This window comes from Shewanella seohaensis (assembly GCF_023283775.1).
In the GTDB taxonomy this organism is placed as follows: domain Bacteria; phylum Pseudomonadota; class Gammaproteobacteria; order Enterobacterales; family Shewanellaceae; genus Shewanella; species Shewanella seohaensis.
This window is the reverse complement of the sequence record NZ_JAKILE010000001.1, coordinates 466,213-488,595: the sequence shown is the minus strand read 5'-3', so window position 1 is coordinate 488,595 and position 22,383 is coordinate 466,213. Positions and strand designations below refer to the sequence as shown.

The window sequence follows — 22,383 nt, the reverse complement described above, 5'->3', positions numbered from 1 at the left end:
GGCTTTACCGCTAAATTGCTCATTGTTTTTAAAAGCGTTTATTGAATTTGTTTATGCGATGTGAAATTAGCATTGACTTCATTAGGGGTTTATTGCTACTTTTTTCGTCCCTTTCCGGCGGAAAGGAACAGAAGAGGAGCGTTAACTAGGTAGTCAGTCAGAGGAGCACAAACTCCAGCGATGATTGATGAGGGAGATTAACGCCGAGGCATAGATGTGGTTGCTGCATGTTTATGTCGGTCGCTTAGGCTGAATCCTAACGATTGTCACCTGTAATTGGTGGAGAGCTTCTGGTGACGATTGCTGTTTCCCTTCTATTGGGGTGCGTATCATTGAGCACCAGGCTCTTCGAACGAAGTTGGTTCGGAGCGTAATCATGTTAGTTAATCAAGATCTTATCCTAGTTTGTGCCGTGTCTTCTGCTTCTGCGGAGGTACGATAATGTCTCTTGTTGTCGCAAAATTTGGTGGTACCTCAGTCGCCGATTACGGTGCAATGAATCGCTGCGCCGATATCGTACTGGGCAATCCCGATTGCCGTTTAGTGGTGGTTAGCGCCTCCAGTGGCGTGACTAACCTCTTGGTTGAACTTACCCAAGAGTCGATGAACGACGATGGTCGTTTACAGCGCTTAAAGCAAATCGCGCAAATTCAATACGCTATCTTAGATAAACTGGGTCGCCCCAACGATGTAGCTGCGGCATTGGATAAACTGTTAAGTCGTATGGCGGTATTGAGCGAAGCGCTAGCATCCCAACGCAGCAAGGCCACCATGGATGAGTTATTGTCCCTTGGAGAGCAGTGTTCGTCGGCATTATTTGCGGCGGTATTGCGCGAAAAAGGCGCCAACTCGAGTGCCTTCGATGTGCGCCGAGTGCTGCGCACCGACAGTCATTTTGGCCGTGCTGAGCCACAGGTTGAGCAAATTGCGCTTCTTTCGTCTGAGCATTTACTGCCGTTGTTATCTGAGCAAGTGATTGTGACTCAAGGCTTTATTGGTTCAGATGAGGCCGGACAAACCACCACGCTTGGCCGTGGCGGTAGCGACTATTCTGCGGCATTGTTAGCCGAAGCCTTAAAAGCCTCTGCGGTTGAGATTTGGACCGATGTGGCCGGGATTTACACGACCGATCCGCGCCTTGCGCCAAACGCCCATCCTATTGCCGAAATCAGTTTTAACGAAGCCGCCGAAATGGCGACTTTTGGTGCTAAAGTGCTGCACCCTGCGACGATCCTGCCTGCGGTGCGCCAACAAATTCAAGTGTTTGTCGGCTCGAGTAAGGAGCCTGAAAAGGGCGGCACTTGGATCCGTCATCAGGTTGAAGATGCGCCCGTGTTTCGCGCGGTTGCGCTGCGCCGCGACCAAACGCTACTCAATTTACACAGCTTGCAAATGTTGCATGCACAGGGCTTCTTAGCTGAAACCTTTGCCACATTGGCAAGACATAAGATAAGTGTGGACTTGATCACCACTTCAGAAGTTAACGTCTCTCTGACCCTAGATAAAACCGGCTCTGATTCAAGCGGCCAAGGGCTGTTGAGCGAGGCGTTGCTGCAGGAATTATCACAGCATTGCCGTGTACGTGTTGAAGATGGTTTGGCACTGGTGGCGATTATCGGTAATCGCATTGCCACCACAGCCGGTATCTGCCGCCGGGTGTTTGAAGTACTTGAACCCCACAATGTGCGCATGATCTGCCAAGGCGCCAGTCCGCATAACTTGTGCGTATTGGTAGCCGAATCAGAAGCGGCGCAAGTGGTTAAAGCACTGCACGAAAACCTGTTCGAAGGCGCGTAATATGCAACCGACTGCGTCGTCTTTAACCATTGGGGAGCTTGCCGCAGGGCAAGCACTCACTCTGCCGATTTACCACTTCAAGCCAAGTGGTCATGTTTCTGGCCCTAAAGTGTATATTCAGGCCAATGTCCACGGCGCCGAGGTACAGGGGAATGCGGTGATTTTCCAATTGATGAAGCAGCTTGAGCGCTGTGACATCTTAGGGGAAATTACCTTAGTGCCCTTGGCAAATCCGCTGGGGATAAATCAAAAGAGTGGTGAGTTTACGCTGGGGCGTTTTGACCCTATTACAGGGGCAAACTGGAACCGCGAATACTTAAATCACTCGATTGATTTACCCGCTTGGTACCGTGAACATGCCGAGCTTAGTGACAGTGCGCTTATCCAAGCTTATCGCAGTACCTTAGTCGAAGCGTGTCAGCAGCGTTTGCGCAACGAGTGGGGCGTGACCACGGGCCACAGATTAGCGGTTAACCTGCAGGCCATGGCCCACGAGGCGGATATAGTACTCGATCTGCATACTGGGCCTAAATCCTGTAAACACTTGTATTGCCCAGAATATGATATTGCGGCGGCGCAGTTTTTCTCGATTCCTTACACCTTAGTGATCCCCAATAGTTTTGGCGGGGCTATGGATGAAGCGGCATTTTGCCCTTGGTGGCAATTGAGTGAAGTCGCCAAAGCACAGGGGCGAGAACTTAAGATTGCCGTTTCGGCCTTTACCTTGGAACTTGCGAGCCAAGAACGCATTTGCCTTGAGGATGCTTTAGTCGATGCTCAGGGGATTTTGGCCTACTTGAGTCATCGTGGGGTGATCGCCGAGCGAGTCGCACCCGCAAAGATGCCACGTTTTGGCTGTTATCTTAAGGATTACAAAAAGTACCATGCGCCCATGGCAGGATTGGTGGAATATGTGGCGCCCGTGGGAGAGCCGCTGGCGGCGGGTGAGACCTTAGTCAATCTGCTGCGGCTCGACTTATATGGTAGTGAGCAGGAGCTGACGGCGCTAAGCTTGCAGCAGGATTGTGTGCCCATACTCCATTTTGCCTCGGCGTCAGTGCATCAAGGCACTGAGCTTTATAAAGTCATGACAAATCTGTTTGAGTTGCCGCAGTAATGGCAATGGGTAAAACAAAACGCCAATCATAAGATTGGCGTTTTTTATTGCAGTCTACAACCACTTAAAGCGATAGAAGAGTGCCATTTGCAGGGCGACCAGAGAGATAAGAATGCCGCAGAAGGTCGCAAAGGCCCAAGTGTTATCCGCACCGGGAATGCCACCAATATTCACCCCTAGCAATCCGGTTAAAAAGCCTAGCGGTAAAAAGATTGCCGAGACTAAGGATAAGAAATACAAGCGCTTGTTTAGCTGCTCCGATTGCTGGCTGAGTAACTCTTCCTGGGTCACATTGGCTCGGTCACGCAGGGCGTCTAAGTCTTCAATGGTGCGGATCAGCTTATCCGTGGTTTCACGCATCTTGAGTCTTTCGGGCTCGTTAAACAGCACAAATTGTTCTGCGAGCATCTTGGTATAGGCTTCTTTCTGCGGGCCTAAGTAGCGGCGCAGCGCCACAGTTTGCCTACGTAGCTCGGCGATATCAGTGCGTAAATCTTTCACATTGCCAGAGACAACTTGTTCTTCTAACTCCGACAGTTGCTCTTCGAGTGTGTCGATAAAATCCACTTTACGGGTAGTGAGTCTTTCACAAACGGCGACGATAAAGTCCCCTGTGGTGGTGGGACCTGCGCCTTCCATGATGAGTTCGGCGACATCTTTGACTGAGAGCAGCTCGCGATCGCAGGTAGAGATAATCCGCTGTTTATCGGCATAAATACGTACCGCGACCATGTCTTCTGGGGCCGAATTAGGATTTAAGTTTACTCCGCGCAGGGCTAGCAAGACGCCTTCGCCAGCCAGTACGGCCCGCGGGCGAGTATCCTGAGCGAGCAGGGCGTCGCTTTCAACTTTATTCAGGCCGCTATTTAACACCCAGTGACGGGCTTTTTTGTGGCGATAACGTAGGTGTATCCAGATCAGCCCATCATTGGGATCCCAGTTTTCAAGCTCTTCTGGGCTTAAGCTTGAACCCGCCTTCGCGCCGCTAAGCACTAAACTGTAGATAAATCCATCGTGCATATCGCATTCCATCTCTTGCTAAATCATGGACTCAAGCTAACTGATTTCGTTGTGAAAATGAAGTCTAGGCGACGTTTGTGCTGACAATAGCGACGGTTAGCGGGGCTAAATTGCTGGCCAAGCAACTTACGATGAAATAGATTAAAATTAGCCTTAGTTGTAATGCATTGAGAAGATAAAATGGAATATGAATTTCGGCGTAACAGTTTGACGGGCACTTATTTAGCCAGCTTTAGTATGGACCATGAAGTGCTGGGCCAATGGTTTTCGGAAGAGTTGGGGCCAGAGTTAGCCAAAATTCAACAAGTGCTCGATATTATCAAAGATATTCAAGCGGGTAAGCGTGATTCTTGGCGTCTGATTGGTGGCGATCTCACCCTAGATCTGGATGAAGAGCAGGCACGCATTTATGCCAATGCCTTAGGGTTTGAGCAGGAATATGAACTCGAAGAGGCAATGTCCCTCTACGATGCGGAATCGGAAGCCTATTGCGGTTTAGAAGACTTAGAGGAAGCCCTGCTAAGTTGGTATGAGTTTGTGCAAAAAGGGCGATAATACCGATTTAATCAAAACATAAAATAAAGGCAATCGATTGATTGCCTTTATTTTTTTAGCTTAGTGCTAAATCATTAGGTTTGAAGTATTAGTTGTTCAAATACCTGACTGCCATTTCGGTTCTCGACTTGGCATTGGCCTTACGCAGCAGGTTTTTCACGTGTACTTTTACCGTGCCTTCACTGATATGTAAGTGCTCTGAAATCATTCGGTTGCTTAAGCCTTCTGCCAGCTGTTGCAGGATCTGTAGCTCCCTTGGCGTGAGGCTTGAAATCCATTCCTGCTCATCGGCGGCATTTTTAAGTTCGTACAGATATTCTTCGACCTCATCGCTGATCACTCTGTGGCCCAACATGGCATTTTTGAGCTTATCGAGCAGTAGATCCGGCTCGGTATCTTTCAGCAAGTAACCGTCGGCGCCTGCGCGCAGTAGTCGGATGACATCTTGTTTGGCATCCGACACGGTGAGGATCACTATCCGTGAGGTAACGCCTTCTTGTCGCATCGCGTTGAGGGTATCGAGTCCTGTCATTCCCTTCATATTCAGATCGAGCAATACAATATCGGGCTCATCGGTGGCGACGGCGCTTAAGGCATCCAAGCCTCCGCCGACTTCACCGAAGAGACTAAAATCCGGATCGGAGGCGATCAGTTGGCAGATCCCTTTGCGAAGGAGAGGATGGTCATCGACCACTAGGACAGAATAAGGCTTACCCATGTGTAGGCTCCTGTTGGGAAGGGAAAACTAAAGTAACTTTGGTTCCCTGTGACAAATGTGATGCGTTATTGGACTCTGAGGGAGTGCCTGGGATTTGTTGATCTTGTTCTGCAATTCCCTTGCTATTAGTGTGCGTATCATTACTGCTAAATACAACAGTGCCCGCTAATTTACTGGCGCGCTCGTGCATGATCCCTATGCCAAAGTGTTGATCTCGCTCCTTAAGATAACCAATTCCTATGCCGTTATCGCTCACACTGATATTGACCATGCCATTGTCATCTTTATAACAGCGAATATTGATCAGGCTGGCATTGGCATGCTTGATGGCGTTGAGTGTGGCCTCACGGGTGATCTGTAGAATGTGAATATGCTGCTTTGCCTCGAGCCATTGGGGCGCGAGTTTGTAATCGAGATGGATCTTGATATCGGTATTGGCCCTGAGCTGCTCGAGCATGGCTTCCATCGCGTTTTTCAGATTCGGTTCCTTAATGGTTAATCTGAAAGTGGATAATAACTCCCTGAGCTGTACATAGGCTGTACTGACACCTTCATTGATTTCCGTCAGTTGACTCTCTACCGCGGGGCTGCGGCAACTATGGTCTAAGTTTTTGCGTAGCAAACTAATTTGGATTTTGAGGAATGACAGTACTTGGCCGAGGGAGTCGTGTAATTCCCTGGCAATCACGCCGCGCTCCTCCATCAAGGCCAGTTGTTGTCGCTGCTCGGTGGCGTTATGGATAACGATAGAGCGAGTGAGCATGATGGCGAAGTTTTTAAATAGCGGCGTATTGGTATCCTGCGCCGAAATCAGTTCTAAGTAACCTAAGTCGGCCTGTTCAAATTGCAGTGGGAAACGGGTGCTGTGCTGGGCATCTTCCGGCCAGCCACCATCGGCTTCGACGACTTCGAGTTCCTGCTCTGGGTACTGAATAATCAGCCTTAAATAGTCGATAGACTCATAATCCTTTAACTGATTCAACGCGGCCTTGAGCGCCTTGTAGTCCAGTTTTTTCGCATTAAGAGTCAAAAGGTTATCGTATAAAAAAGCGAGTTCATTGTTTGCTCTGGTGAGCGCAAGAGTCTTTTCGGTGACTTGGGATTCTAGGTTGCCATAGAGGGTTGCGAGCTCGCGGGCGGTTTTTTGTAGCGCATGGGTTAGGGCTGTGAGTTCAATATATTCGGTTTCGGGCATTTCTATCTCGAAGTTACCCTTTGAAATGGTGTTGGCCGATTCCATTAACTGCTGCAAGGGCACCACGACTTTTCGCTTGGTAAAACGCACCGCTAAAAAGGCGATGGCGAGCATCAGCCCGAGTCCAAAAATCTGACTCGCGGCAAGCAGGCGCAGCTTAAAAGCGGCATGGTGCTCCATTTCTAACACCAATAAATCAATGGTATCGACAAAGTCCTTGAGCGAGGCGGCGTAATCGCGGGAGTTTTCCTGCTCAATGTAGTACTTCATCACCAGCCATTTATCGATAACGAGTTGATACTGTTCGGCGATCTTTTTCGGGCTAAGCCAACCCGTGGAGGGCTGCAATGCCTCGGAATGCAAGGTGTTTTCAAACTCGGTAATTTTCTCTTGGGCGGCGTCACTGCCGGAATTGGCATAAAACATCAGCCGGTAACTTTGCATCCGCAGTGAACCTGAGGCGTTGATGGCCTTTGCATCGCCTAAACTGTAAGACAAATTGATGATTGCGAAGATGGCTAGGCTGCTAGAAAGTAAAATCAGTACTAACATTAAACCTAAAATTTTTGAGGTAAGGCTGCCTCGTTTCATATGTCCATTACCTAATATATGGCCGTTGATTTAATGGCACTTTAGTCGTGTTTTACATTAGAAAATAATGTACTACATTAACGAAAACATAAAAGTGTGAACAACAACACTATTACATTTTGATCTAGCGCAAACTTCGCACTAGATACCCCCTAAGAGGTATGTCTTTGGAGGGTTTAAGCCACTAACTTTGGCTTTGGAGATGTCGTGATTTATTAAAATAATGCAACACGGAGATGAGATGATGAAGAAGATGACAGGTAAGTCCTTTGCACTGAGTGCATTGGTTGCCGCGAGCTTCATGGCGGCGGGTGCGATGGCGAGCGATAAGACCGAGCCACGCAACGAAGTATACAAAGATAAGTTTGCTAATCAATACAATAGCTGGCATGACACCGCGAAAAGCGAAGAGATCACCGACGCATTAGCGGGCGATCCTAGCTTAGTGATTCTGTGGGCCGGTTATGGTTTCGCAAAAGACTACAACGCACCTCGCGGCCACATGTATGCCGTGACTGACGTACGTAACACGCTACGTACTGGCGCACCAGCCAATGCTGAAGACGGCCCAATGCCAATGGCATGTTGGAGCTGTAAGAGCCCTGACGTACCTCGCCTGATCGAAGAACAAGGCGAAGACGGTTACTTCAAAGGCAAGTGGGCTAAAGGTGGCCCAGAAGTCGTTAACACTATCGGTTGTAGCGACTGCCACGAAAAAGGCACCCCAAAACTGCGTATTTCACGTCCATTCGCTGAGCGCGCAATGGAAACTATTGGCACTCCATTCGACAAAGCTTCGAAGAAAGACAAGCAATCTATGGTTTGCGGTCAGTGTCACGTTGAATACTATTTCGAGAAGAAAGACGACCGCAAAGGTTTCGTAAAATTCCCTTGGGATTCAGGTACCACTGTTGAACAAATGGAAGCTTACTACGATGCAATCGAGTTTTCTGACTGGACTCATTCACTGTCTAAGACTCCAATGCTGAAAGCACAACACCCAGGTTATGAAACTTGGAAACTGGGCGTACATGGTAAGAACGATGTGAGCTGTGTTGACTGTCACATGCCTAAAGTGACTAACGACAAAGGTCGTAAGTACACAGATCATAAAGTGGGTAACCCATTCGATCGCTTCGATGAAACCTGTGCAACTTGCCATAGCCAAAGCAAAGAGTTCTTAGAAGGCATCACTAAAGAACGTTATGCCAAAGTGAAAGAGCTGAAAGCTCGTGCCGAAGGTCAATTAGTGAAAGCACACTTCGAAGCGGCTAAAGCGTGGGAAGTAGGTGCAACTGAAGCCGAAATGAAGCCAATCCTGACTGATATCCGTCATGCTCAATGGCGCTGGGACTTCGCGATTGCTTCTCACGGTGTAGCGGCTCACGCTCCAGAAGAAGCACTGCGTATCCTAGGTACTGCGGTTGATAAAGCGGCCGATGCCCGTGTGAAATTAGCCCAATTACTGGCGAAGAAAGGCGTGACTGACGCTGTTGCTATCCCAGATATCTCTACCAAAGCGAAAGCTCAAGCTGCACTGGGTATGGATATGGACAAGATGAATGCAGAGAAAGAAGCATTCAAGAAAGACACTTTACCTAAGTGGGATGCCGAAGCGAAAAAACGCGAAGCAACTTATAAGTAATTCCTGTTGAATATGAGCTAACCCCTCATGTAAAAGCCCCCGCAACTTAGGTTACGGGGGCTTTATTTTTGGCGGCTTTCGAGCTTGTTGTTTAAGGGCGAGGCCAATATCATGTCAGTTCTGACTCTTTTGCTTTAGGTGCAAACAACTTGCCGCGTTTATGCGGACTTTATCTACATCACGCTTTTAGCGCTTGGATGGGCGAATAAAGTCACGTTCAAACTGCGCGGGTGTCACGGGTTTGCCATAGAGATACCCCTGTCCTAAATCGCATTCTTCATTGCGGATAAAACTGTCCTGATTTTGGTTTTCGACGCCTTCGGCAATCACCTTCAGTTTGAGCTTTTTGCCTATGGCGATAATAGCTTTAGTTAACTCTCTATCCTGCTCGCTGTTTTCGAGTTTACTGATAAAGCAGCGGTCGATTTTTAGGGTATCGAAGGAATATTTCTGTAGATAGCTTAATGAAGAGTAGCCAGTGCCAAAGTCATCGAGTGAGATGCGGATCCCCAGTTCCTGCAATTGCATAATGGCCTTGTGGGCCAAGTGTTCGTCCTGTAGCAACATGCCCTCGGTGATTTCCAGCTCCAGCGCCGTGGCGGGTAATTGGTACAGGGTTAAAAGCTCAGCAATATGTTCGACAAAGCGGGGATTACGCATTTGTACGGGGGAGATATTGATGGCGATTTTAAAGTCCCGTTGCAACATTTGGCACCAGTCGGCCGCTTGCTTAATGGCGCTGTGGAGCACGAAGTTACCTATCTCCATGATTTGTCCATTGCGCTCGGCCAAGGCGATAAATCGGTCGGGTGAAACCTGTCCTAACACTGGATTGTGCCAACGCAATAAGGCTTCTGCGCCAATGACTTTGTGGGTCTTGAGTTCGATAAAGGGTTGGTAGTGCAGACTTAATTCATTATTTCTCATGGCATCGACTAAGTGCGACTCGAGTTGATAGCGCTGGCTCAGTGCGATTTGAGTGTCTTGATTGAAAAAACTATAGGGAATGCCTTCGGCCTTGCTGATGGTCATGGCGGCTCCGGCTTTTTGCAGCAGGGTTGCGGCATCGATACCGTCGCTTGGCGCCTGTGCTATGCCGATTGACGAGGGAATAGTGATCACGAAGTCAGCGATACCAAAGGGAGAATTGCAGCAGTTGATGATCTGATTCAGCAGTTTGTGGGTCTCGCGCTGCGAGGGCTTATGGGCTTGCACTAGCACAAACTCCGCCCCCGCGATGCGGGCAATAAAGGTATGGCCGTCTGTGCAATGCTGTAACCGCTGGCTCAAGATGGTGAGTATCTTATCGCCGATAAGATAACCGTAGCTGTCATTTATGGACTTAAAGTTACGTAGCCCGAGGTAAAACACTGAGATTTTTTCTTTACGATTAATATCTTCCAGCATTTTCGCCAACGTATTGAGCAGATTGAGCCGGTTGGGGAGGCCTGTCAGCGGATCGTAACTCTTATGGTATTCAAGCGAGCTTTCGGTGGTGGTGCGCGTTTCGATTTCACGGATTAGTTTGGCACTCAGCTCGGCCAACTCGTGGGTGCGTTGCTGAACTTTTTGCTCGAGTTGTTGGTTATGGAGCTGCAATTTAGCCTGTTGGTACAGAGTGATTAGATTGGTTTCGATGGCATTTTGAAACCGTGCTAACAAACTGCGAAATTGCTGACTGTAGTTGCGCTCCTTGCTATCGAGCATACAAATGGTGCCGAAGGTGCTGTTATCGGGCCAATGTAATGGCAGGCCGCAGTAGGCAATCATCCCTAGCTTTATATCGGGATTTTTATCCCAATTGGCATCCTTTAAGGCATTGGGGATGTGGAGTTCACGGCACTCTTTCATCACTGTCTCGCAATAGAGACCATGCCCTAAATGTTCTTTATCGTGGGGTTTGTAGGGATTCCCCTGACTATGGCTCGAGGCAAACACCTCTATCTCAGTGGGGTGGACACGCATGATAAGCGCGGCAGGTGTATCCACAATTTCGGAGAGCAGATCTAAGGTTTGTTGCCAATTCTCTAGCATCTCGGGGGGTACGGTAATTTTTCCTGTCTCAATTGCCATGTCGGCGAATATACGCTCTTTTTGAGATTGTTGGAGGGCAAACTTGTAGGGCATTTGAGGCTCATCCGAAAAGCAGGTTGTTGTTTATAAACTATAGTCTTTTTCTCTCAGCGCGAGTTTACCCAAACAATTAAGTTTGCTTTAATTTGTAGATAGTATGTTAAATCCCATGTTTTGCGTTTCTTAAGCTTTTGATAAGAATTCGACCGTAGTCTGGTGCTGGGTATTTTTGGCGAGTGGATAATTAAGTGCATCACAATAACAAAAGCAATGTTAGGACGACATTTTTCAGCTTCGCAAAGGGACATTTGCTTGCACCTTGGCTCGTGTTTGCGGTGATTATTTTTTGGCTCGAACTGACCCATGCCGATATGCGATTCGCCAGCATGTTATTTCACTGGCAGGGTGGTGTCGATTCTTGGCCACTGCGCGGCCATTGGTTGACTGAAGATCTACTGCATGTCACTGGGCGAAACCTGGTTATTCTGCTTGCCGTCGTCGTGGTTAGCTGCATTGGTTTAAGTTTTCGCATCGACAAACTGCGCCCTTACCGTAAAAGCTTTATCTATTTATTCTGCAGTGTGCTGGCCAGCGTGGTTTTAGTGCGCCTTGGTAAGAGTCTTACCCATATGACTTGCCCTTGGGATGTGCTCGAGTTTGGCGGTCGCATGATGCATTCATCCCTGTTTGCTCGCCTACCTGAGGGCGCCGAGTTTGGTCAGTGTTTTCCCGGTGGACATTCGAGTGGTGGTTTTGCTTGGGTCGCAAGCTATTATGTGCTGAAGGAATACCGCCCAGCTTATGCCAAAGCGGGACTCATCTTTGGGATTGTATTAGGCGCGGTGTTTGGTTTTGCGCAGGAGCTGCGTGGTGCCCACTTCTTGAGCCACGACCTCTGGAGTTTGGCCATCGCTTGGACATCCGCAAGCTTGCTCTACTATGGCTTCTTCCTTCGTGTGCCTAAGGTTAAAAAGATTAAAGTCGCCAACAAAATCAGTATTATCAATACCAAAGAAGCCATCTCTAAGTGATGGCTGAACCCTCAAGCCATTGTTATCCCTCAAACTAGTCTGAGGCGAAAGCTTAGAAGCGAAACTCAAAGCGGATATCGCCTTGACGCAATCTGAGTCTTTCGTCGAGGAGATGGTTTTTCTCGTTCAATAGGATGTTCTTCTGTCGCAGCAGATCGGCTTTATCGGTGAGATTGTTCAGCTTGTTGTTGATGCTGCTGATTTCGATATCGATGGCATTTAGGCGGTCGGCAATTTCAGCCAGACGTTTATTCACCAAATATTGCTCGTGTCCTTGGTTATAACGCTCAACAAACTGATTGTTGTTACACACGCCGTAGTAACTTTCTCCTGCTAAACCTACGCGGTAGCCATTTTCGGGCAAACAATAGCTGATAAGCCCCTGCTGATACCCCTGTTGCCACTGGGCAGCATCCACCTTGAGGTTAAACTCATGACAATCCTGCTGATATTGATTGAGCAGACTCGCGTTGGCGCCTCGATTACCATCGGCTAAGCCCGTGGCGTACCAGTCATTATCTCGGCATTCCTCGAGTGAGAGACTCGTGCATTGGGTGAGGGAGAGGGCGGTAAGAGCCAAAGCAAGATTAAGATAGCGCATTTGAAAATCAGATCAGTCACAAAAGGGCATCAGCATAAAGCTTAGGGAAGGGGAGAGCCAGTGCAATATTGCGCCCGCAATACGGTTATCCGGCACAGCGCTTTGGCTGGCTTTCCCTATCTGAGTCACAACTCGCGCGATGTAATAATGCTAAGGCATTGAGTTAATGTTAGTTTTAATTTTTAACCCATTGTATTGGATATGCTTATGCAGGTTTTGCCACCTTCATCAGATAGCTCGCTATTGGGAACAAAACGGTCTGTGCCACACACGGCGACGATTTCTGCGTCTGCCAAAGAGCTAAAGTCGGAACTTAAAAGTGGCACTGGACCTCAAGAGTCGAGCGATAACAAGACTCAGACTGAGGTCGGCGCTCTGCAATCCTTTGCCCATGGCGCGCTTGGTCTGGTTGAGCCGCAGGAGCGTGAATCAGTCCATGAGCCGAAAGCATCGTCCCAAGAGAATGTTCAAGGCTATTACAAAGCCGGACAATTGCTCAAAGCTGCGGCAACGGTTGGCAGTGTGATTGCGCTCTTCGTATAAATCACGATGGATTTCATAGCCTTGTTGCTTGAGTCAATCGATGCGCTCGTTAAGCCAAGGTACAGGCAATCAGGGTTAATTTTCAGCAGCTTTACTGACGGTAAATCCACTGCGTTTTGCTATTGTGTTCCTGCACGAGGTGCTTTAGTTTTTACTGAAGTCAGGTATCTTTAACTGAATCTTTTTATCTATCCTCTTTATAAGGCTGCTTTTATATGAAGATTTGCCCGGCACATTCCATCTTACGCCTAAGTAAGGTATAAGGTCGGTATGAAAACTCCTAAACGAATCCAACCTCTGGTTGATGAAGGGCTGGTTGACGAAGTCATTAGCCAACTGATGAGCGGTAAAGAGGCTACAGTGTACGTGGTACGCTGTGGTGAGGATATTCGCTGCGCCAAGGTGTATAAAGAGGCGGATAAACGCAGTTTTAAGCAGGCGGTGGTTTACCAAGAGGGCCGTAAGGTCCGTAATAGTCGCCGTGCTCGGGCAATGGAAAAAGGCTCTAAATTTGGCCGCGAACAAATGGAAGAAGCCTGGCAAAATTCAGAAGTGGATGCGCTGTTCCGTTTAGCCCATGCGGGCGTCAGAGTACCGACGCCATTTGGTTGTTTCGATGGCGTGTTATTGATGGAATTAGTGACCGACAGCGAAGGCCATGTTGCGCCCCGTCTTAATGACGTGAGCCTCAGTGCCGAGCAGGCCATGCGTGATCACGCTTTGGTGATGACCTATGTTAAACGTATGCTTTGTGCTGGTTTAGTTCACGGCGATTTATCCGAATTTAACGTCCTAGTCGATGCCAATGGCCCTGTGATCATCGATTTGCCTCAGGCTGTCGATGCCGCGGCCAACAACCATGCAAAATGGATGCTTGAGCGTGATGTTAATAACATGACGCAATATTATGGTCAGTACGCCCCAGAGCTACTTAAGACCCAATATGCTAAAGAAATGTGGGCACTGTTTGAAGCGGGACAATTAAAAGCGGATACGCCGCTCACGGGTAAATTTACCGAAGTATTAGTCGATGCCGATGTGAATTCTGTCTTGGATGAGATCCAAGCCGCCTATGATGAGGCGCAGGAGCGTAAGCTGCGACTACAAGAGGCTAACGAAAACTATTAGCTGACATCCCAATAAAAAGACGCCAGATAGGCGTCTTTTTATTGGATAAATCCTTTCGATGCAGTCATAAAAACAGTGGCATTGCCGTCCTTGGCATGGGCACTCAGCCCCTTCCTTTCCATTGAACCACTCAATAAAAGGACAAGACCTAAGGGAGAAATATATTGATGGGTCACAGAGCCCTATCGACATATTAATCTTTGGGGGAGACAACTCCCTCGAGCCTTGCCGAAACCTTTGGTGTTGCAAGCAACACAGCCATCCATGGCGCGCTATCCTAGTCTAGCGCTGGATCGTCTTTGATCCGTGAATAAAAGGACAAGACCCAAGAGGGTAATATGTTCGTGACTTGGGGGAGCACAATTCACATATTTGATCTTTGGGGGAGATAGCTCCCTCTAAAGCCTTGTCAAAACCTTTCCTCTTTTGCTATTGCATACCCTTTAAGCATTAAGTTGACAGAGCCGGATAGTAAACTGCACAGTTATTATTGTTATTTGTACGATTTATATCTTAGGTCGTTGGGGAGCGATAATAGATACCCATCCGACCCTGTCTAAACTGTTATTGAGCACTCATTCTATTTATTGGATGACAAGGCCGGACGTAAAAGGGCGCTGTTATTATTGTTTTTAGCACAACTTTCATACCGCGTTAGACCTACAGGGCAATATGCAATGGGGTCCGGCCTTGTCGATAAGGGCACTGGGCGAGGTTACCTCAACCTATAGTGCGTAATTCACTGTTTAGCTGTTTAATACGTTTCTGCAACTGCGCAATTTCAGAGATTAAAGCGCACTCCCTTTGCTGCGGCTGTTGCTCACTTTCTCTTACCCATTGGTAAACCGCTTTAGCCGAAATACCGTACTGTCGTGCGACATCAGAGAGTAATCTGCCTTTGACTTTCACTTCAAAAATAACGTCAGGTTTAAGACTATGATTGGCGATTCCCATGGGTTATCCCTCTTACTCTATGTTCTGTCTGCTTGCTGGTTCTTTCGGTGCTTCCCTTGGTGATTAATGACGCTGTTCTATATCCCACTGGCTATGTCCTAGGTGGCGCAGGGACAACCATTCGTGGCGACAATGACTAATAAGTTTCATCAGATGTTTCATCTCTATTCTCCTCAATCCACTTAGGGATTGTGCTTCGATTACATGCCTCACAACGGGCACTTAGATTAACGTCCATTGATGTCAAACAGCTTACATAAGGTGTTGAGTGAGTGGCTTTGAGCGCCTCTGCTCTTCTACCTATTTATTAGTATGTAAAATCCGTGCCAACATTTATAAATTTATATTTTTATTAAAAATCATAAACTTATTAAAATGTTTCAAACGGTAACTTTTTTAAGCCATGTCTGAAACGGTGCAGCTTGCACTATTTCAGTGCTTTTACTCTAAATGTTGTGCAGATGATCTTAAGATGTTTTCATTTAGTGTTGTTTTCGATTGAATCAGTCATAAACTGAGCAAAGAAGCGATTAAAGATTGTCTCAAAAGAGAATGCTTATATACTGCGATTTTTTATGGTGTCCTTTGGCGACTTGCCACGCCCTTTGCCTTTTGGCGGGCAAATACCATCATCAATCATGTTATGAGGTCATAAATGATGAAGCCTTCTCTGATCAAATCACTGCCAGCATCTAAGCTTGCGATTGTTGTGGTGACAGGCGCCTTGATTGCGTCTGGCTGTTCTACAGTCAATCCCTATACCAATGAGCAACAAACGGCAAAAGCAACTACGGGCGCCTTAATTGGTGCGGTTGCCGGCGCGGCTGTTGGGGTTGCGTCCTCTAGCAAGAGCGACCGTGGTAAAGGTGCCTTAATTGGTGCAGCCTCAGGCGCGGCCGTCGGCGGTGGGATTGGTTACTACATGGATGTGCAAGAAACCAAACTGCGTCAACAACTGGCCTCGACAGGCGTGAGTGTGACCCGCGACGGTGACAATATTATTCTAAATATGCCAAACGAAGTGACCTTTGGTGTCGACCAAACTGAGCTGAGTGATGGTGCAAAGCGTGTACTTAACTCAGTGGCGCTGGTGGCCAAGGAATACAGCAAGACTCAACTGAACGTATTAGGTTACACCGATAGCAGCGGCTCAGATTCTTACAACCTACGTTTATCACAAGTCCGTGCTAGCGAAGTGGGCAACTACCTGATGAGCAAAGGCGTGGCTTCTGCTCGTGTTAAATCTAAGGGCATGGGCGAGGCGAGTCCTATTGCATCGAATGCGAATGCCGCAGGTCGCGCGCAAAACCGTCGGGTGGAAATTGTGTTAACCCCAACGGGGCAATAATTTCCATAAAATAAGAGTCGCCTACGGGCGACTTTTTACTCTCTGCACTCGCTGACTCTTTGCATTAGGCAACAATTTGTATTCGGGGACAATTTGTCCATTCATCTAAACGACTTAAGTGATCTTGGCCACAATCGTCCCGATTTGAATTTATCCAGCAGCGGTAATACTTGATCCGCTAAAGGTTTTGCCGTCTTGTATGCACTAGGACATTTTCCTGTGCAAACGGAGATAACAGCATGGCAAAACAGGGTTTAGTGTTAGCAATCAGTTTAGGGTCGACATTAATGGCGGGAATGGTACAAGGCGCGCCAATGAGCGCTGAGGCGACAACCCCTATTGAACTCAGGGCCGCAGGCAGTTTAAAGGCGGCGATGAACGATATTATTGCCGCTTATCAAGCGAAATCCGACGCTAAAGTCGCGGCGCAATATGCGCCTTCGGGCTTATTACTCAAGCGGATCCAAGAGGGGGAGCGAGTGGATATCTTCGCTTCGGCGAATATGAAACATCCGCAGGCCTTAGTCGATGCGGGAGCGGGTCAACAGGTGCAAATGTTTGCCCGTAACCAGCTCTGTGCCATTGCCCAGGCGGATGTACCACTCACCAGTGCGAACTTATTAGACACCCTGCTCGCGCCGCAAATTAAGCTTGGTACGTCAACGCCAAAAGCGGATCCCGCGGGGGATTATGCTTGGGCTGTATTTGCGAAAGCCGAGGCCTTAAAAGCCAATGCAAAAACCACATTAGAAACCAAAGCATTGCAGCTAACGGGTGGGCCAGAGAGTGCTAAACCGCCCAAAGATCGTAATCCCTATGCTTGGGTGATGGAAAATAAGCAGGCGGATGTGTTCTTAACCTATTGCACCAATGCGGTGCTGGCACAAAAAGAAGTGCCGAGCCTCAAGATTGTCGATTTACCGCCAGAGTTAGCCGTTGGCGCCGACTATGGCCTATTGGTGTTGAAGGATGCCAATAGTGCGGCCGCGCCTCTGGCCGAGTTTATTTTATCCCCTGAGGGACAGGCGATTTTAACGGGCTATGGCTTTCAGCCGCCTAAAAAATAATGTCTAATGGACTCATTAAAAATGGCGCCCTATGGCGCCATTTTTGTTGCTCGATTTAGCAGGTTTAGTACTAGTGCATTAAATACAGGGTCGCTAATCCTAAGAAGGCAAACAGGCCAATGACATCGGTGACAGTGGTGAGCACCATACCGCCCGCTAACGCCGGATCCACTTTCAAGCGTTTTAAGATCAGCGGAATACTGGCGCCAGCCAGTCCTGCTACTGTCATATTGATGAGCATTGCGCCGCCAATCAGGCTGGCAAGCGCCATATCATCTTTCCAAACTAATACCGCGATAAACACCAAAATCGACCACATGAGGCCGTTCAAAAAGCCAATGGCGAGTTCTTTGCCAATCAGCCAGCGAGCATTGCTCTGGCCAATATGGCCTAAGGCAATCCCGCGGATCACTAGGGCTAAGGTTTGATTACCCGCGACCCCGCCCATGCTCGGTACAATCGTCATTAAAATCGCAATCGTGGCGAATTGTTCGATTGTGCCTTCAAACATATTGCTGACAGAGGCCGCCAGCAGGGCGGCAAACAGGTTAATCGTCAGCCAGAGTGAGCGGCGGAAAGTACTCTTTACCACAGGGGCGAAGGTGTCTTCATCATCGTCCATCCCCGCCATCCCCATCATGGAGTGCTCGGCGTCTTCACGGATAACATCCACCACGTCATCGATGGTGATACGCCCGAGTAATTTGCCCTCACTGTCGACCACTGGCGCAGATACCCAGTCATGGCGCTCGAACAGCTGTGCTACTTCGCTGTCGGACATGCCCACGGGAATGCTCTCAATATCAGTATCGATAATGCTGCTGATATGAGTATTGGGATCGCAGGTGAGCAGATCCGCAAGTTTGACCCCGCCGAGTACGCGATCGTGCTTATCCACCACGTATAAGGTGTCAGTGGTGTCGGGCAGGTTGCCCCGTTGGCGCAAATAACGCAGTACCACATCGATATTTACATCGGGCCTTAAGGTCACAGTATCTGTGTTCATTAGGCTGCCCGCGGTTTCATCGGGGTAGGAGAGCGCTTGCTCGACCCGCTGGCGGTTTTGCAGGCTCATAGACTGCAATACTTGCTTATAGACGGTATCCGGCAAGCTTCGCAGGATATAAGCGAGATCGTCCGTATCCATACTGGCGGTAGCCTTGGCGACCCGTTCAGGGCTCATGGCGCGGATCAGCGGGTCTTTTAACTCTTCACTGAGTTCATCGAGAATATCCCCGAGCTGATCTTGATCGATAAGTTGCCATAGCACTTGCCGCGCTTTAGGGGGCGAGGACTCTAGAATCAATGCGATATCCGACGCCGCCATGTTTTGCAGCATTTGCCTGACATGCACAAACATACCGCTATTGAGGGCATGGCTCAGTTGGTCGAGACGTTGTTCGACTTGTAAACTGTCTGAGGCTTCTACAGGCATGTTTCCTCCAAGGTGGCGACGTGGATGGGGCGTTTGGCTGTTGAGGACTTAAGCCAAAGGACTTAAGCCAAAGCGCAGCAGTATATTGTAATTGAGCGCACGGGAGGGCGTCGAGTCACAAATGTGTTTTACTGGTATAAGGTGCTGAAATCAAAACCAAACAGGGTACTGAATAGCTGTAGGGGGCATAGAGATGAGATGTCGAGGCAATTAGCAGGCTTCGTCGAACTTAGCGTCGATAAGCGCGCAAATGGCATTGAGAGCGGGCTCCGCATCTGGGCCTTCGGCAATCAGGGTAATGGTTTTACCCATACCGGTTTCCAGCATGAGTAGTCCTAAAACACTGGCGGCAGAGGCCTGTTTTTCACCTTGGATCAGCGTAATGCTGGCATCAAACTCTGAGGCCAACACCACGAGCTTTGTCGCGGCGCGGGCATGTAAACCGAGTTTATTGCAGATGGTGATTTGGCGCTCAAGCTTTGGCATGGCTTAACTCTCGGTGGCGGGCATTCACTTTGTGTTTGCCGTTGCTAAAGCGTTTAGCTAGCTGTTCGGCCACGTAAACCGATCTGTGTTGGCCGCCGGTACAGCCGATGGCGATGGTCAGATAGCTGCGATTATTACGCTCTAAGTGAGGTAACCAAGTCTCGAGTAAATTCTCGATTTGCCAGATGAACTTATTGACCAGCGGCTGGCGATTTAAAAACTCGGCAACGGGTTCATCTAAGCCGGTTAGGGGGCGCAGCTCGGGTTCCCAATGGGGATTGGGTAAAAAGCGCACATCAAACATAAAGTCGGCTTCGGTTGGCATACCATGCTTAAAACCGAAGGACTCGAAGTTGATCACCAGTTCCTTATCGACACTGCCAAGCAGGATTTGCCGCACTTGGTCGCTGAGTTCATAGATATTCAGATTCGAGGTATCTATGTAGTGATCCATCTGCTGTGACAGGGGCTCGAGCAATTTTCCTTCAAGTTTGATGGCTTCTTGCAGTGATACTCGGCTCTTAGATAAGGGATGTAAGCGCCGAGTCTCGCTGTAGCGCTTTAACAGTACTTTATCGCTGGAATTTAAGAAGAAGCTGGTAAGTTCAGTGCCCTCTGGCAGGCTTGCGAGCTGTTTGACGAGTACCTTGTCTTGCTCCGGCAGGTTACGCACGTCGACGCTGATGGCGACGAGATCGTTACTGCCCTTGAGCTGTTCGAGTAAGCTGCCAATCAGCGGCAACGGAAGATTATCGACACAATAGTAGCCGAGATCTTCAAGCACTCTTAGTGCGACCGATTTGCCTGAGCCTGAGCGCCCTGACACTATGACCAGTTTCATCCAGTGATTACCTGATAGAGTTCCGTTTCATCATGCGTCTTGCGCAATTGCTTCAATATTTGTTTGTCGCTGAGCTTTTCAGCCATGCAGGACAAAGTGCTTAAGTGCTGTTGACATTGGTCAGCAGGCACCAGCAGCGCAAATAAAATGTCGACAGGTTGTTTATCGATAGCATCAAAGGCTATCGGCTCCTCACATTTCACCAATATGGCTATGGGTTGTGTTATATCGGTTAATCGACCATGTGGAATGGCGATGCCGTTACCTATACCTGTGCTCCCCATCTTTTCGCGCGCCACTAGGCTTTCGAAGATCTCTTGAGATGAGAGGGTGGGGTACTGGGCAGCGGCTAAGTCGCTGATAAGTTCCAGTACCTTTTTCTTACTGCCCGGAGTGGCGCAGGTCGTGCATTCCGGCCGCAGTATGGTACGAAGTTCCATTGCTAGTGTTTTGTTAACTTCTCTTTGTGTTTAATAACCTGACGATCAAGCTTGTCTATCAGGACGTCTATGGCAGCATACATATCTGCATGCTCTGAAGTCGCGAAGACTTCACCACCGGTGAGGTTGATTCTCGCTTCGGCAATTTGTTGCATTTTCTCAACATTGAGCACAACGTGCACATTATTGATCTGTTCGAAATGACGTTCAAGTTTTGAAAACTTTTCCTCAACATAAGCCCGTAACGATTCAGTAATCTCGATATGGTGTCCACTCAGGTTTATTTGCATATAAACGTCCTCCGATTTCCACTTTAGGCTATAAACTTTTACGCTGATTGGAAGGGGGAATAAGCATCGCTTCTCGGTACTTCGCAATGGTTCTGCGCGCAACGTTAATTCCCTGTTCTGCCAGAAGCTGTGCCATCTTGCTGTCGCTTAATGGTTTTTTCTGGTTTTCCGCTGCAACCAGTTTCTTAATGAAGGCTCTGATTGCCGTGGATGAGCACTCACCGCCATCATCAGTCCCGACGTGGCTTGAGAAGAAATATTTTAGTTCAAAAAGTCCCTTTGGGGTATGCATGTATTTTTGTGTGGTCACCCGTGAAATGGTGGACTCATGCATTTCTACCGCCTCGGCGATATCGTTCAGGACCATAGGTTTCATGGCTTCTTCACCGTATTCGAAGAAGCCCTGTTGATATTGCACTATGCAGTTTGCCACTTTGAGCAGTGTTTCGTTACGGCTTTCAAGGCTTTTGATAAACCACTTGGCTTCTTGCAGATGCCCGCGGATAAATTGGCTATCGGCTTGGCTTTTGGTGCTGCGTGCCATGGCTGCATATTGCTGATTAACATTGATTTTTGGCATGCAGTCTGGATTTAACTCGACCACCCAGCGACCGTTTTTCTTCGACACCGATACATCGGGGATGACATATTCTTCATCAACAGGGGTGATGAGCAAACCGGGGCGAGGGTTTAAGGTTTGGATCAGCGCTATGCTGTCCCTTAACTCGTCCTCTTTAAGTTTGGTCTTACGCATCAACAACCTAAAGTCGCGGGCAGCGATCAGATCTAAATGATCTTTGATCAACATGCGGGCGTTTTCGAGGTGTGGGGTATCCGGCGAAAAATGGGAGAGTTGGATAAGCAGACATTCGCTTAAATCCCTTGCGGCGACACCAACGGGATCGAAGTGTTGAATACGCTTGAGTACGGCTTCGACTTCATCCAGTTCAATCTCTGGATTGCCCATGGCCTCGAGGATATCTTCAGTACTTTGAGTGAGATAACCTTGATCGTCGATGGCATCAATAATCGCGGTGGCGATGGCTAAGTCGGTTTCAGAGAAGGGCGTGAGGTTTTTCTGCCATTCTAAATGTTCGTACAGGCCTTCACTGGTTTCCCCTTGGAAGGGCATGTCATCTTCACGGCTGGCACCAGAACCTGAGTTTGGCGAGGCGGTAAAGACTTCATCCCAAGTGGTGTCCATGGGCAGTTCTTCGGGCAGAGATTCTTTGGTCAACGACTCGGCAATGTCCACGGTGGAATTGTCTTGTTCCTGTGGTTGGGCCGTCGTTTCGCTAAAGTCGGTATCGGCGATATCTTGCTTACGTTCGGTAGGCGCGTCGAATTGCTCCTCTTCCAGCTCGAGAAGAGGATTAGAGTCTAAGGCTTGCTGGATCTCTTGCTGCAGTTCCAATGACGACAATTGCAACAGACGAATGGCCTGTTGAAGTTGTGGCGTCATGGTTAACTGTTGACCCAGTTTGAGCTGGAGTGACGCTTTCATGTTA

General features: G+C 48.4%; 21 protein-coding genes and 1 riboswitch. Of the genes, 9 read left to right on the top strand and 12 right to left on the bottom strand.

Features of this window, described 5'->3' with window-relative positions:
* Positions 1-123 precede the first annotated feature (123 nt).
* A riboswitch (Lysine riboswitch) is annotated at positions 124-298 on the top strand.
* Between the two features lie 143 nt (positions 299-441).
* Positions 442-1,797, top strand: a complete 1,356-nt coding sequence (gene lysC, locus L2713_RS02140; RefSeq protein WP_086901965.1) for a lysine-sensitive aspartokinase 3 — start codon at positions 442-444, stop codon at positions 1,795-1,797.
* A 1-nt stretch (position 1,798) separates the two neighbouring features.
* A complete protein-coding gene (locus L2713_RS02135; RefSeq protein WP_248966718.1) occupies positions 1,799-2,914 on the top strand; it encodes a succinylglutamate desuccinylase/aspartoacylase family protein in 1,116 nt (371 codons plus the stop codon).
* Positions 2,915-2,968: 54 nt separating this feature from the next.
* Here the strand turns inward: L2713_RS02135 and L2713_RS02130 are convergent, their stop codons facing one another.
* Positions 2,969-3,934, bottom strand: coding sequence for a zinc transporter ZntB (locus L2713_RS02130; RefSeq protein ID WP_248966717.1), 966 nt, complete (start codon positions 3,932-3,934; stop codon positions 2,969-2,971).
* A 180-nt stretch (positions 3,935-4,114) separates the two neighbouring features.
* Here L2713_RS02130 and L2713_RS02125 point away from each other — a divergent pair, with 180 nt between their 5' ends.
* Positions 4,115-4,489 (top strand): YacL family protein, encoded by a 375-nt coding sequence (locus L2713_RS02125; protein ID WP_086901968.1) that lies wholly within the window; start codon positions 4,115-4,117, stop codon positions 4,487-4,489.
* 88 nt (positions 4,490-4,577) lie between these two features.
* Here L2713_RS02125 and L2713_RS02120 read toward each other — a convergent pair whose 3' ends face one another.
* On the bottom strand, positions 4,578-5,207 hold the full coding sequence (locus tag L2713_RS02120; RefSeq protein ID WP_011621455.1) for a response regulator: 630 nt from the start codon (positions 5,205-5,207) through the stop codon (positions 4,578-4,580).
* A complete protein-coding gene (gene narQ, locus L2713_RS02115) occupies positions 5,200-6,993 on the bottom strand; it encodes a nitrate/nitrite two-component system sensor histidine kinase NarQ (RefSeq protein ID WP_248966716.1) in 1,794 nt (597 codons plus the stop codon). The genes L2713_RS02120 and narQ overlap by 8 nt, the downstream gene beginning before the upstream one ends.
* A 241-nt stretch (positions 6,994-7,234) precedes the next feature.
* On the opposite strand from narQ, the gene nrfA reads away from it, so the two are divergent.
* Positions 7,235-8,638, top strand: a complete 1,404-nt coding sequence (gene nrfA / locus L2713_RS02110; RefSeq protein WP_248966715.1) for an ammonia-forming nitrite reductase cytochrome c552 subunit — start codon at positions 7,235-7,237, stop codon at positions 8,636-8,638.
* Between the two features lie 186 nt (positions 8,639-8,824).
* Here nrfA and L2713_RS02105 read toward each other — a convergent pair whose 3' ends face one another.
* Complete coding sequence (locus L2713_RS02105) at positions 8,825-10,765, bottom strand: bifunctional diguanylate cyclase/phosphodiesterase (RefSeq protein WP_248966714.1); 1,941 nt, start codon at positions 10,763-10,765, stop codon at positions 8,825-8,827.
* Positions 10,766-11,019: 254 nt separating this feature from the next.
* Between L2713_RS02105 and L2713_RS02100 the strand changes: the two genes are divergently transcribed.
* The gene (locus L2713_RS02100) at positions 11,020-11,742 is read left to right on the top strand and encodes a phosphatase PAP2 family protein (protein WP_248966713.1); all 723 of its coding nucleotides are present in this window, start codon (positions 11,020-11,022) and stop codon (positions 11,740-11,742) included.
* 52 nt (positions 11,743-11,794) lie between these two features.
* Here L2713_RS02100 and L2713_RS02095 read toward each other — a convergent pair whose 3' ends face one another.
* On the bottom strand, positions 11,795-12,343 hold the full coding sequence (locus L2713_RS02095; RefSeq protein WP_089068481.1) for a DUF2799 domain-containing protein: 549 nt from the start codon (positions 12,341-12,343) through the stop codon (positions 11,795-11,797).
* A 201-nt stretch (positions 12,344-12,544) separates the two neighbouring features.
* On the opposite strand from L2713_RS02095, the gene L2713_RS02090 reads away from it, so the two are divergent.
* Together L2713_RS02090 and L2713_RS02085 are read left to right on the top strand one after the other, a co-directional pair.
* A complete protein-coding gene (locus L2713_RS02090) occupies positions 12,545-12,886 on the top strand; it encodes a hypothetical protein (protein WP_380823577.1) in 342 nt (113 codons plus the stop codon).
* Positions 12,887-13,156: 270 nt separating this feature from the next.
* Entirely contained in the window at positions 13,157-14,014 is an 858-nt protein-coding gene (locus L2713_RS02085) for a PA4780 family RIO1-like protein kinase (RefSeq protein WP_248966711.1), read from the top strand.
* Positions 14,015-14,734: 720 nt separating this feature from the next.
* Here the strand turns inward: L2713_RS02085 and L2713_RS02080 are convergent.
* Positions 14,735-14,968, bottom strand: a complete 234-nt coding sequence (locus L2713_RS02080; RefSeq protein WP_011621463.1) for a transposase — start codon at positions 14,966-14,968, stop codon at positions 14,735-14,737.
* Between the two features lie 655 nt (positions 14,969-15,623).
* Between L2713_RS02080 and L2713_RS02075 the strand changes: the two genes are divergently transcribed.
* Both L2713_RS02075 and L2713_RS02070 read left to right on the top strand, forming a co-directional pair.
* Positions 15,624-16,316: a YiaD family glycine zipper/OmpA-like lipoprotein gene (locus L2713_RS02075; RefSeq protein WP_011621464.1), complete on the top strand. Its 693-nt coding sequence runs from the start codon at positions 15,624-15,626 to the stop codon at positions 16,314-16,316.
* A 239-nt stretch (positions 16,317-16,555) separates the two neighbouring features.
* Complete coding sequence (locus L2713_RS02070) at positions 16,556-17,383, top strand: molybdate ABC transporter substrate-binding protein (protein WP_248966710.1); 828 nt, start codon at positions 16,556-16,558, stop codon at positions 17,381-17,383.
* Positions 17,384-17,453: 70 nt separating this feature from the next.
* Here L2713_RS02070 and mgtE read toward each other — a convergent pair whose 3' ends face one another.
* The 6 genes from mgtE to L2713_RS02040 all read right to left on the bottom strand — a co-directional run bounded on the left by mgtE (position 17,454) and on the right by L2713_RS02040 (position 22,379).
* Positions 17,454-18,818, bottom strand: a complete 1,365-nt coding sequence (gene mgtE / locus L2713_RS02065; protein WP_011627202.1) for a magnesium transporter — start codon at positions 18,816-18,818, stop codon at positions 17,454-17,456.
* A 210-nt stretch (positions 18,819-19,028) separates the two neighbouring features.
* Positions 19,029-19,304 (bottom strand): HPr family phosphocarrier protein, encoded by a 276-nt coding sequence (locus L2713_RS02060; RefSeq protein ID WP_011621467.1) that lies wholly within the window; start codon positions 19,302-19,304, stop codon positions 19,029-19,031.
* Positions 19,291-20,145: an RNase adapter RapZ gene (gene rapZ, locus L2713_RS02055; RefSeq protein WP_011073702.1), complete on the bottom strand. Its 855-nt coding sequence runs from the start codon at positions 20,143-20,145 to the stop codon at positions 19,291-19,293. Before rapZ ends, L2713_RS02060 begins: the two co-directional genes overlap by 14 nt.
* A complete protein-coding gene (gene ptsN, locus L2713_RS02050) occupies positions 20,142-20,585 on the bottom strand; it encodes a PTS IIA-like nitrogen regulatory protein PtsN (RefSeq protein ID WP_011621469.1) in 444 nt (147 codons plus the stop codon). The genes rapZ and ptsN overlap by 4 nt, the downstream gene beginning before the upstream one ends.
* Positions 20,586-20,587: 2 nt before the next feature.
* Positions 20,588-20,875 (bottom strand): ribosome hibernation promoting factor, encoded by a 288-nt coding sequence (gene hpf / locus L2713_RS02045; RefSeq protein ID WP_007650503.1) that lies wholly within the window; start codon positions 20,873-20,875, stop codon positions 20,588-20,590.
* 28 nt (positions 20,876-20,903) lie between these two features.
* Positions 20,904-22,379, bottom strand: a complete 1,476-nt coding sequence (locus L2713_RS02040) for an RNA polymerase factor sigma-54 (protein ID WP_088211739.1) — start codon at positions 22,377-22,379, stop codon at positions 20,904-20,906.
* Between the last annotated feature and the right edge of the window lie 4 nt (positions 22,380-22,383).

What these genes read in the sequence shown, in the direction of transcription:
- lysC (WP_086901965.1), top strand. Translation starts at nt 442, where the DNA reads ATGTCTCTTGTTGTCGCAAAATTTGGTGGTACCTCAGTCGCCGATTAC.
- L2713_RS02135 (WP_248966718.1), top strand. Translation starts at nt 1,799, where the DNA reads ATGCAACCGACTGCGTCGTCTTTAACCATTGGGGAGCTTGCCGCAGGG.
- L2713_RS02130 (WP_248966717.1), bottom strand. Translation starts at nt 3,934, where the DNA reads ATGCACGATGGATTTATCTACAGTTTAGTGCTTAGCGGCGCGAAGGCG.
- L2713_RS02125 (WP_086901968.1), top strand. Translation starts at nt 4,115, where the DNA reads ATGGAATATGAATTTCGGCGTAACAGTTTGACGGGCACTTATTTAGCC.
- L2713_RS02120 (WP_011621455.1), bottom strand. Translation starts at nt 5,207, where the DNA reads ATGGGTAAGCCTTATTCTGTCCTAGTGGTCGATGACCATCCTCTCCTT.
- narQ (WP_248966716.1), bottom strand. Translation starts at nt 6,993, where the DNA reads ATGAAACGAGGCAGCCTTACCTCAAAAATTTTAGGTTTAATGTTAGTA.
- nrfA (WP_248966715.1), top strand. Translation starts at nt 7,235, where the DNA reads ATGATGAAGAAGATGACAGGTAAGTCCTTTGCACTGAGTGCATTGGTT.
- L2713_RS02105 (WP_248966714.1), bottom strand. Translation starts at nt 10,765, where the DNA reads ATGCCCTACAAGTTTGCCCTCCAACAATCTCAAAAAGAGCGTATATTC.
- L2713_RS02095 (WP_089068481.1), bottom strand. Translation starts at nt 12,343, where the DNA reads ATGCGCTATCTTAATCTTGCTTTGGCTCTTACCGCCCTCTCCCTCACC.
- L2713_RS02090 (WP_380823577.1), top strand. Translation starts at nt 12,545, where the DNA reads ATGCTTATGCAGGTTTTGCCACCTTCATCAGATAGCTCGCTATTGGGA.
- L2713_RS02085 (WP_248966711.1), top strand. Translation starts at nt 13,157, where the DNA reads ATGAAAACTCCTAAACGAATCCAACCTCTGGTTGATGAAGGGCTGGTT.
- L2713_RS02080 (WP_011621463.1), bottom strand. Translation starts at nt 14,968, where the DNA reads ATGGGAATCGCCAATCATAGTCTTAAACCTGACGTTATTTTTGAAGTG.
- L2713_RS02075 (WP_011621464.1), top strand. Translation starts at nt 15,624, where the DNA reads ATGATGAAGCCTTCTCTGATCAAATCACTGCCAGCATCTAAGCTTGCG.
- L2713_RS02070 (WP_248966710.1), top strand. Translation starts at nt 16,556, where the DNA reads ATGGCAAAACAGGGTTTAGTGTTAGCAATCAGTTTAGGGTCGACATTA.
- mgtE (WP_011627202.1), bottom strand. Translation starts at nt 18,818, where the DNA reads ATGCCTGTAGAAGCCTCAGACAGTTTACAAGTCGAACAACGTCTCGAC.
- L2713_RS02060 (WP_011621467.1), bottom strand. Translation starts at nt 19,304, where the DNA reads ATGCCAAAGCTTGAGCGCCAAATCACCATCTGCAATAAACTCGGTTTA.
- rapZ (WP_011073702.1), bottom strand. Translation starts at nt 20,145, where the DNA reads ATGAAACTGGTCATAGTGTCAGGGCGCTCAGGCTCAGGCAAATCGGTC.
- ptsN (WP_011621469.1), bottom strand. Translation starts at nt 20,585, where the DNA reads ATGGAACTTCGTACCATACTGCGGCCGGAATGCACGACCTGCGCCACT.
- hpf (WP_007650503.1), bottom strand. Translation starts at nt 20,875, where the DNA reads ATGCAAATAAACCTGAGTGGACACCATATCGAGATTACTGAATCGTTA.
- L2713_RS02040 (WP_088211739.1), bottom strand. Translation starts at nt 22,379, where the DNA reads ATGAAAGCGTCACTCCAGCTCAAACTGGGTCAACAGTTAACCATGACG.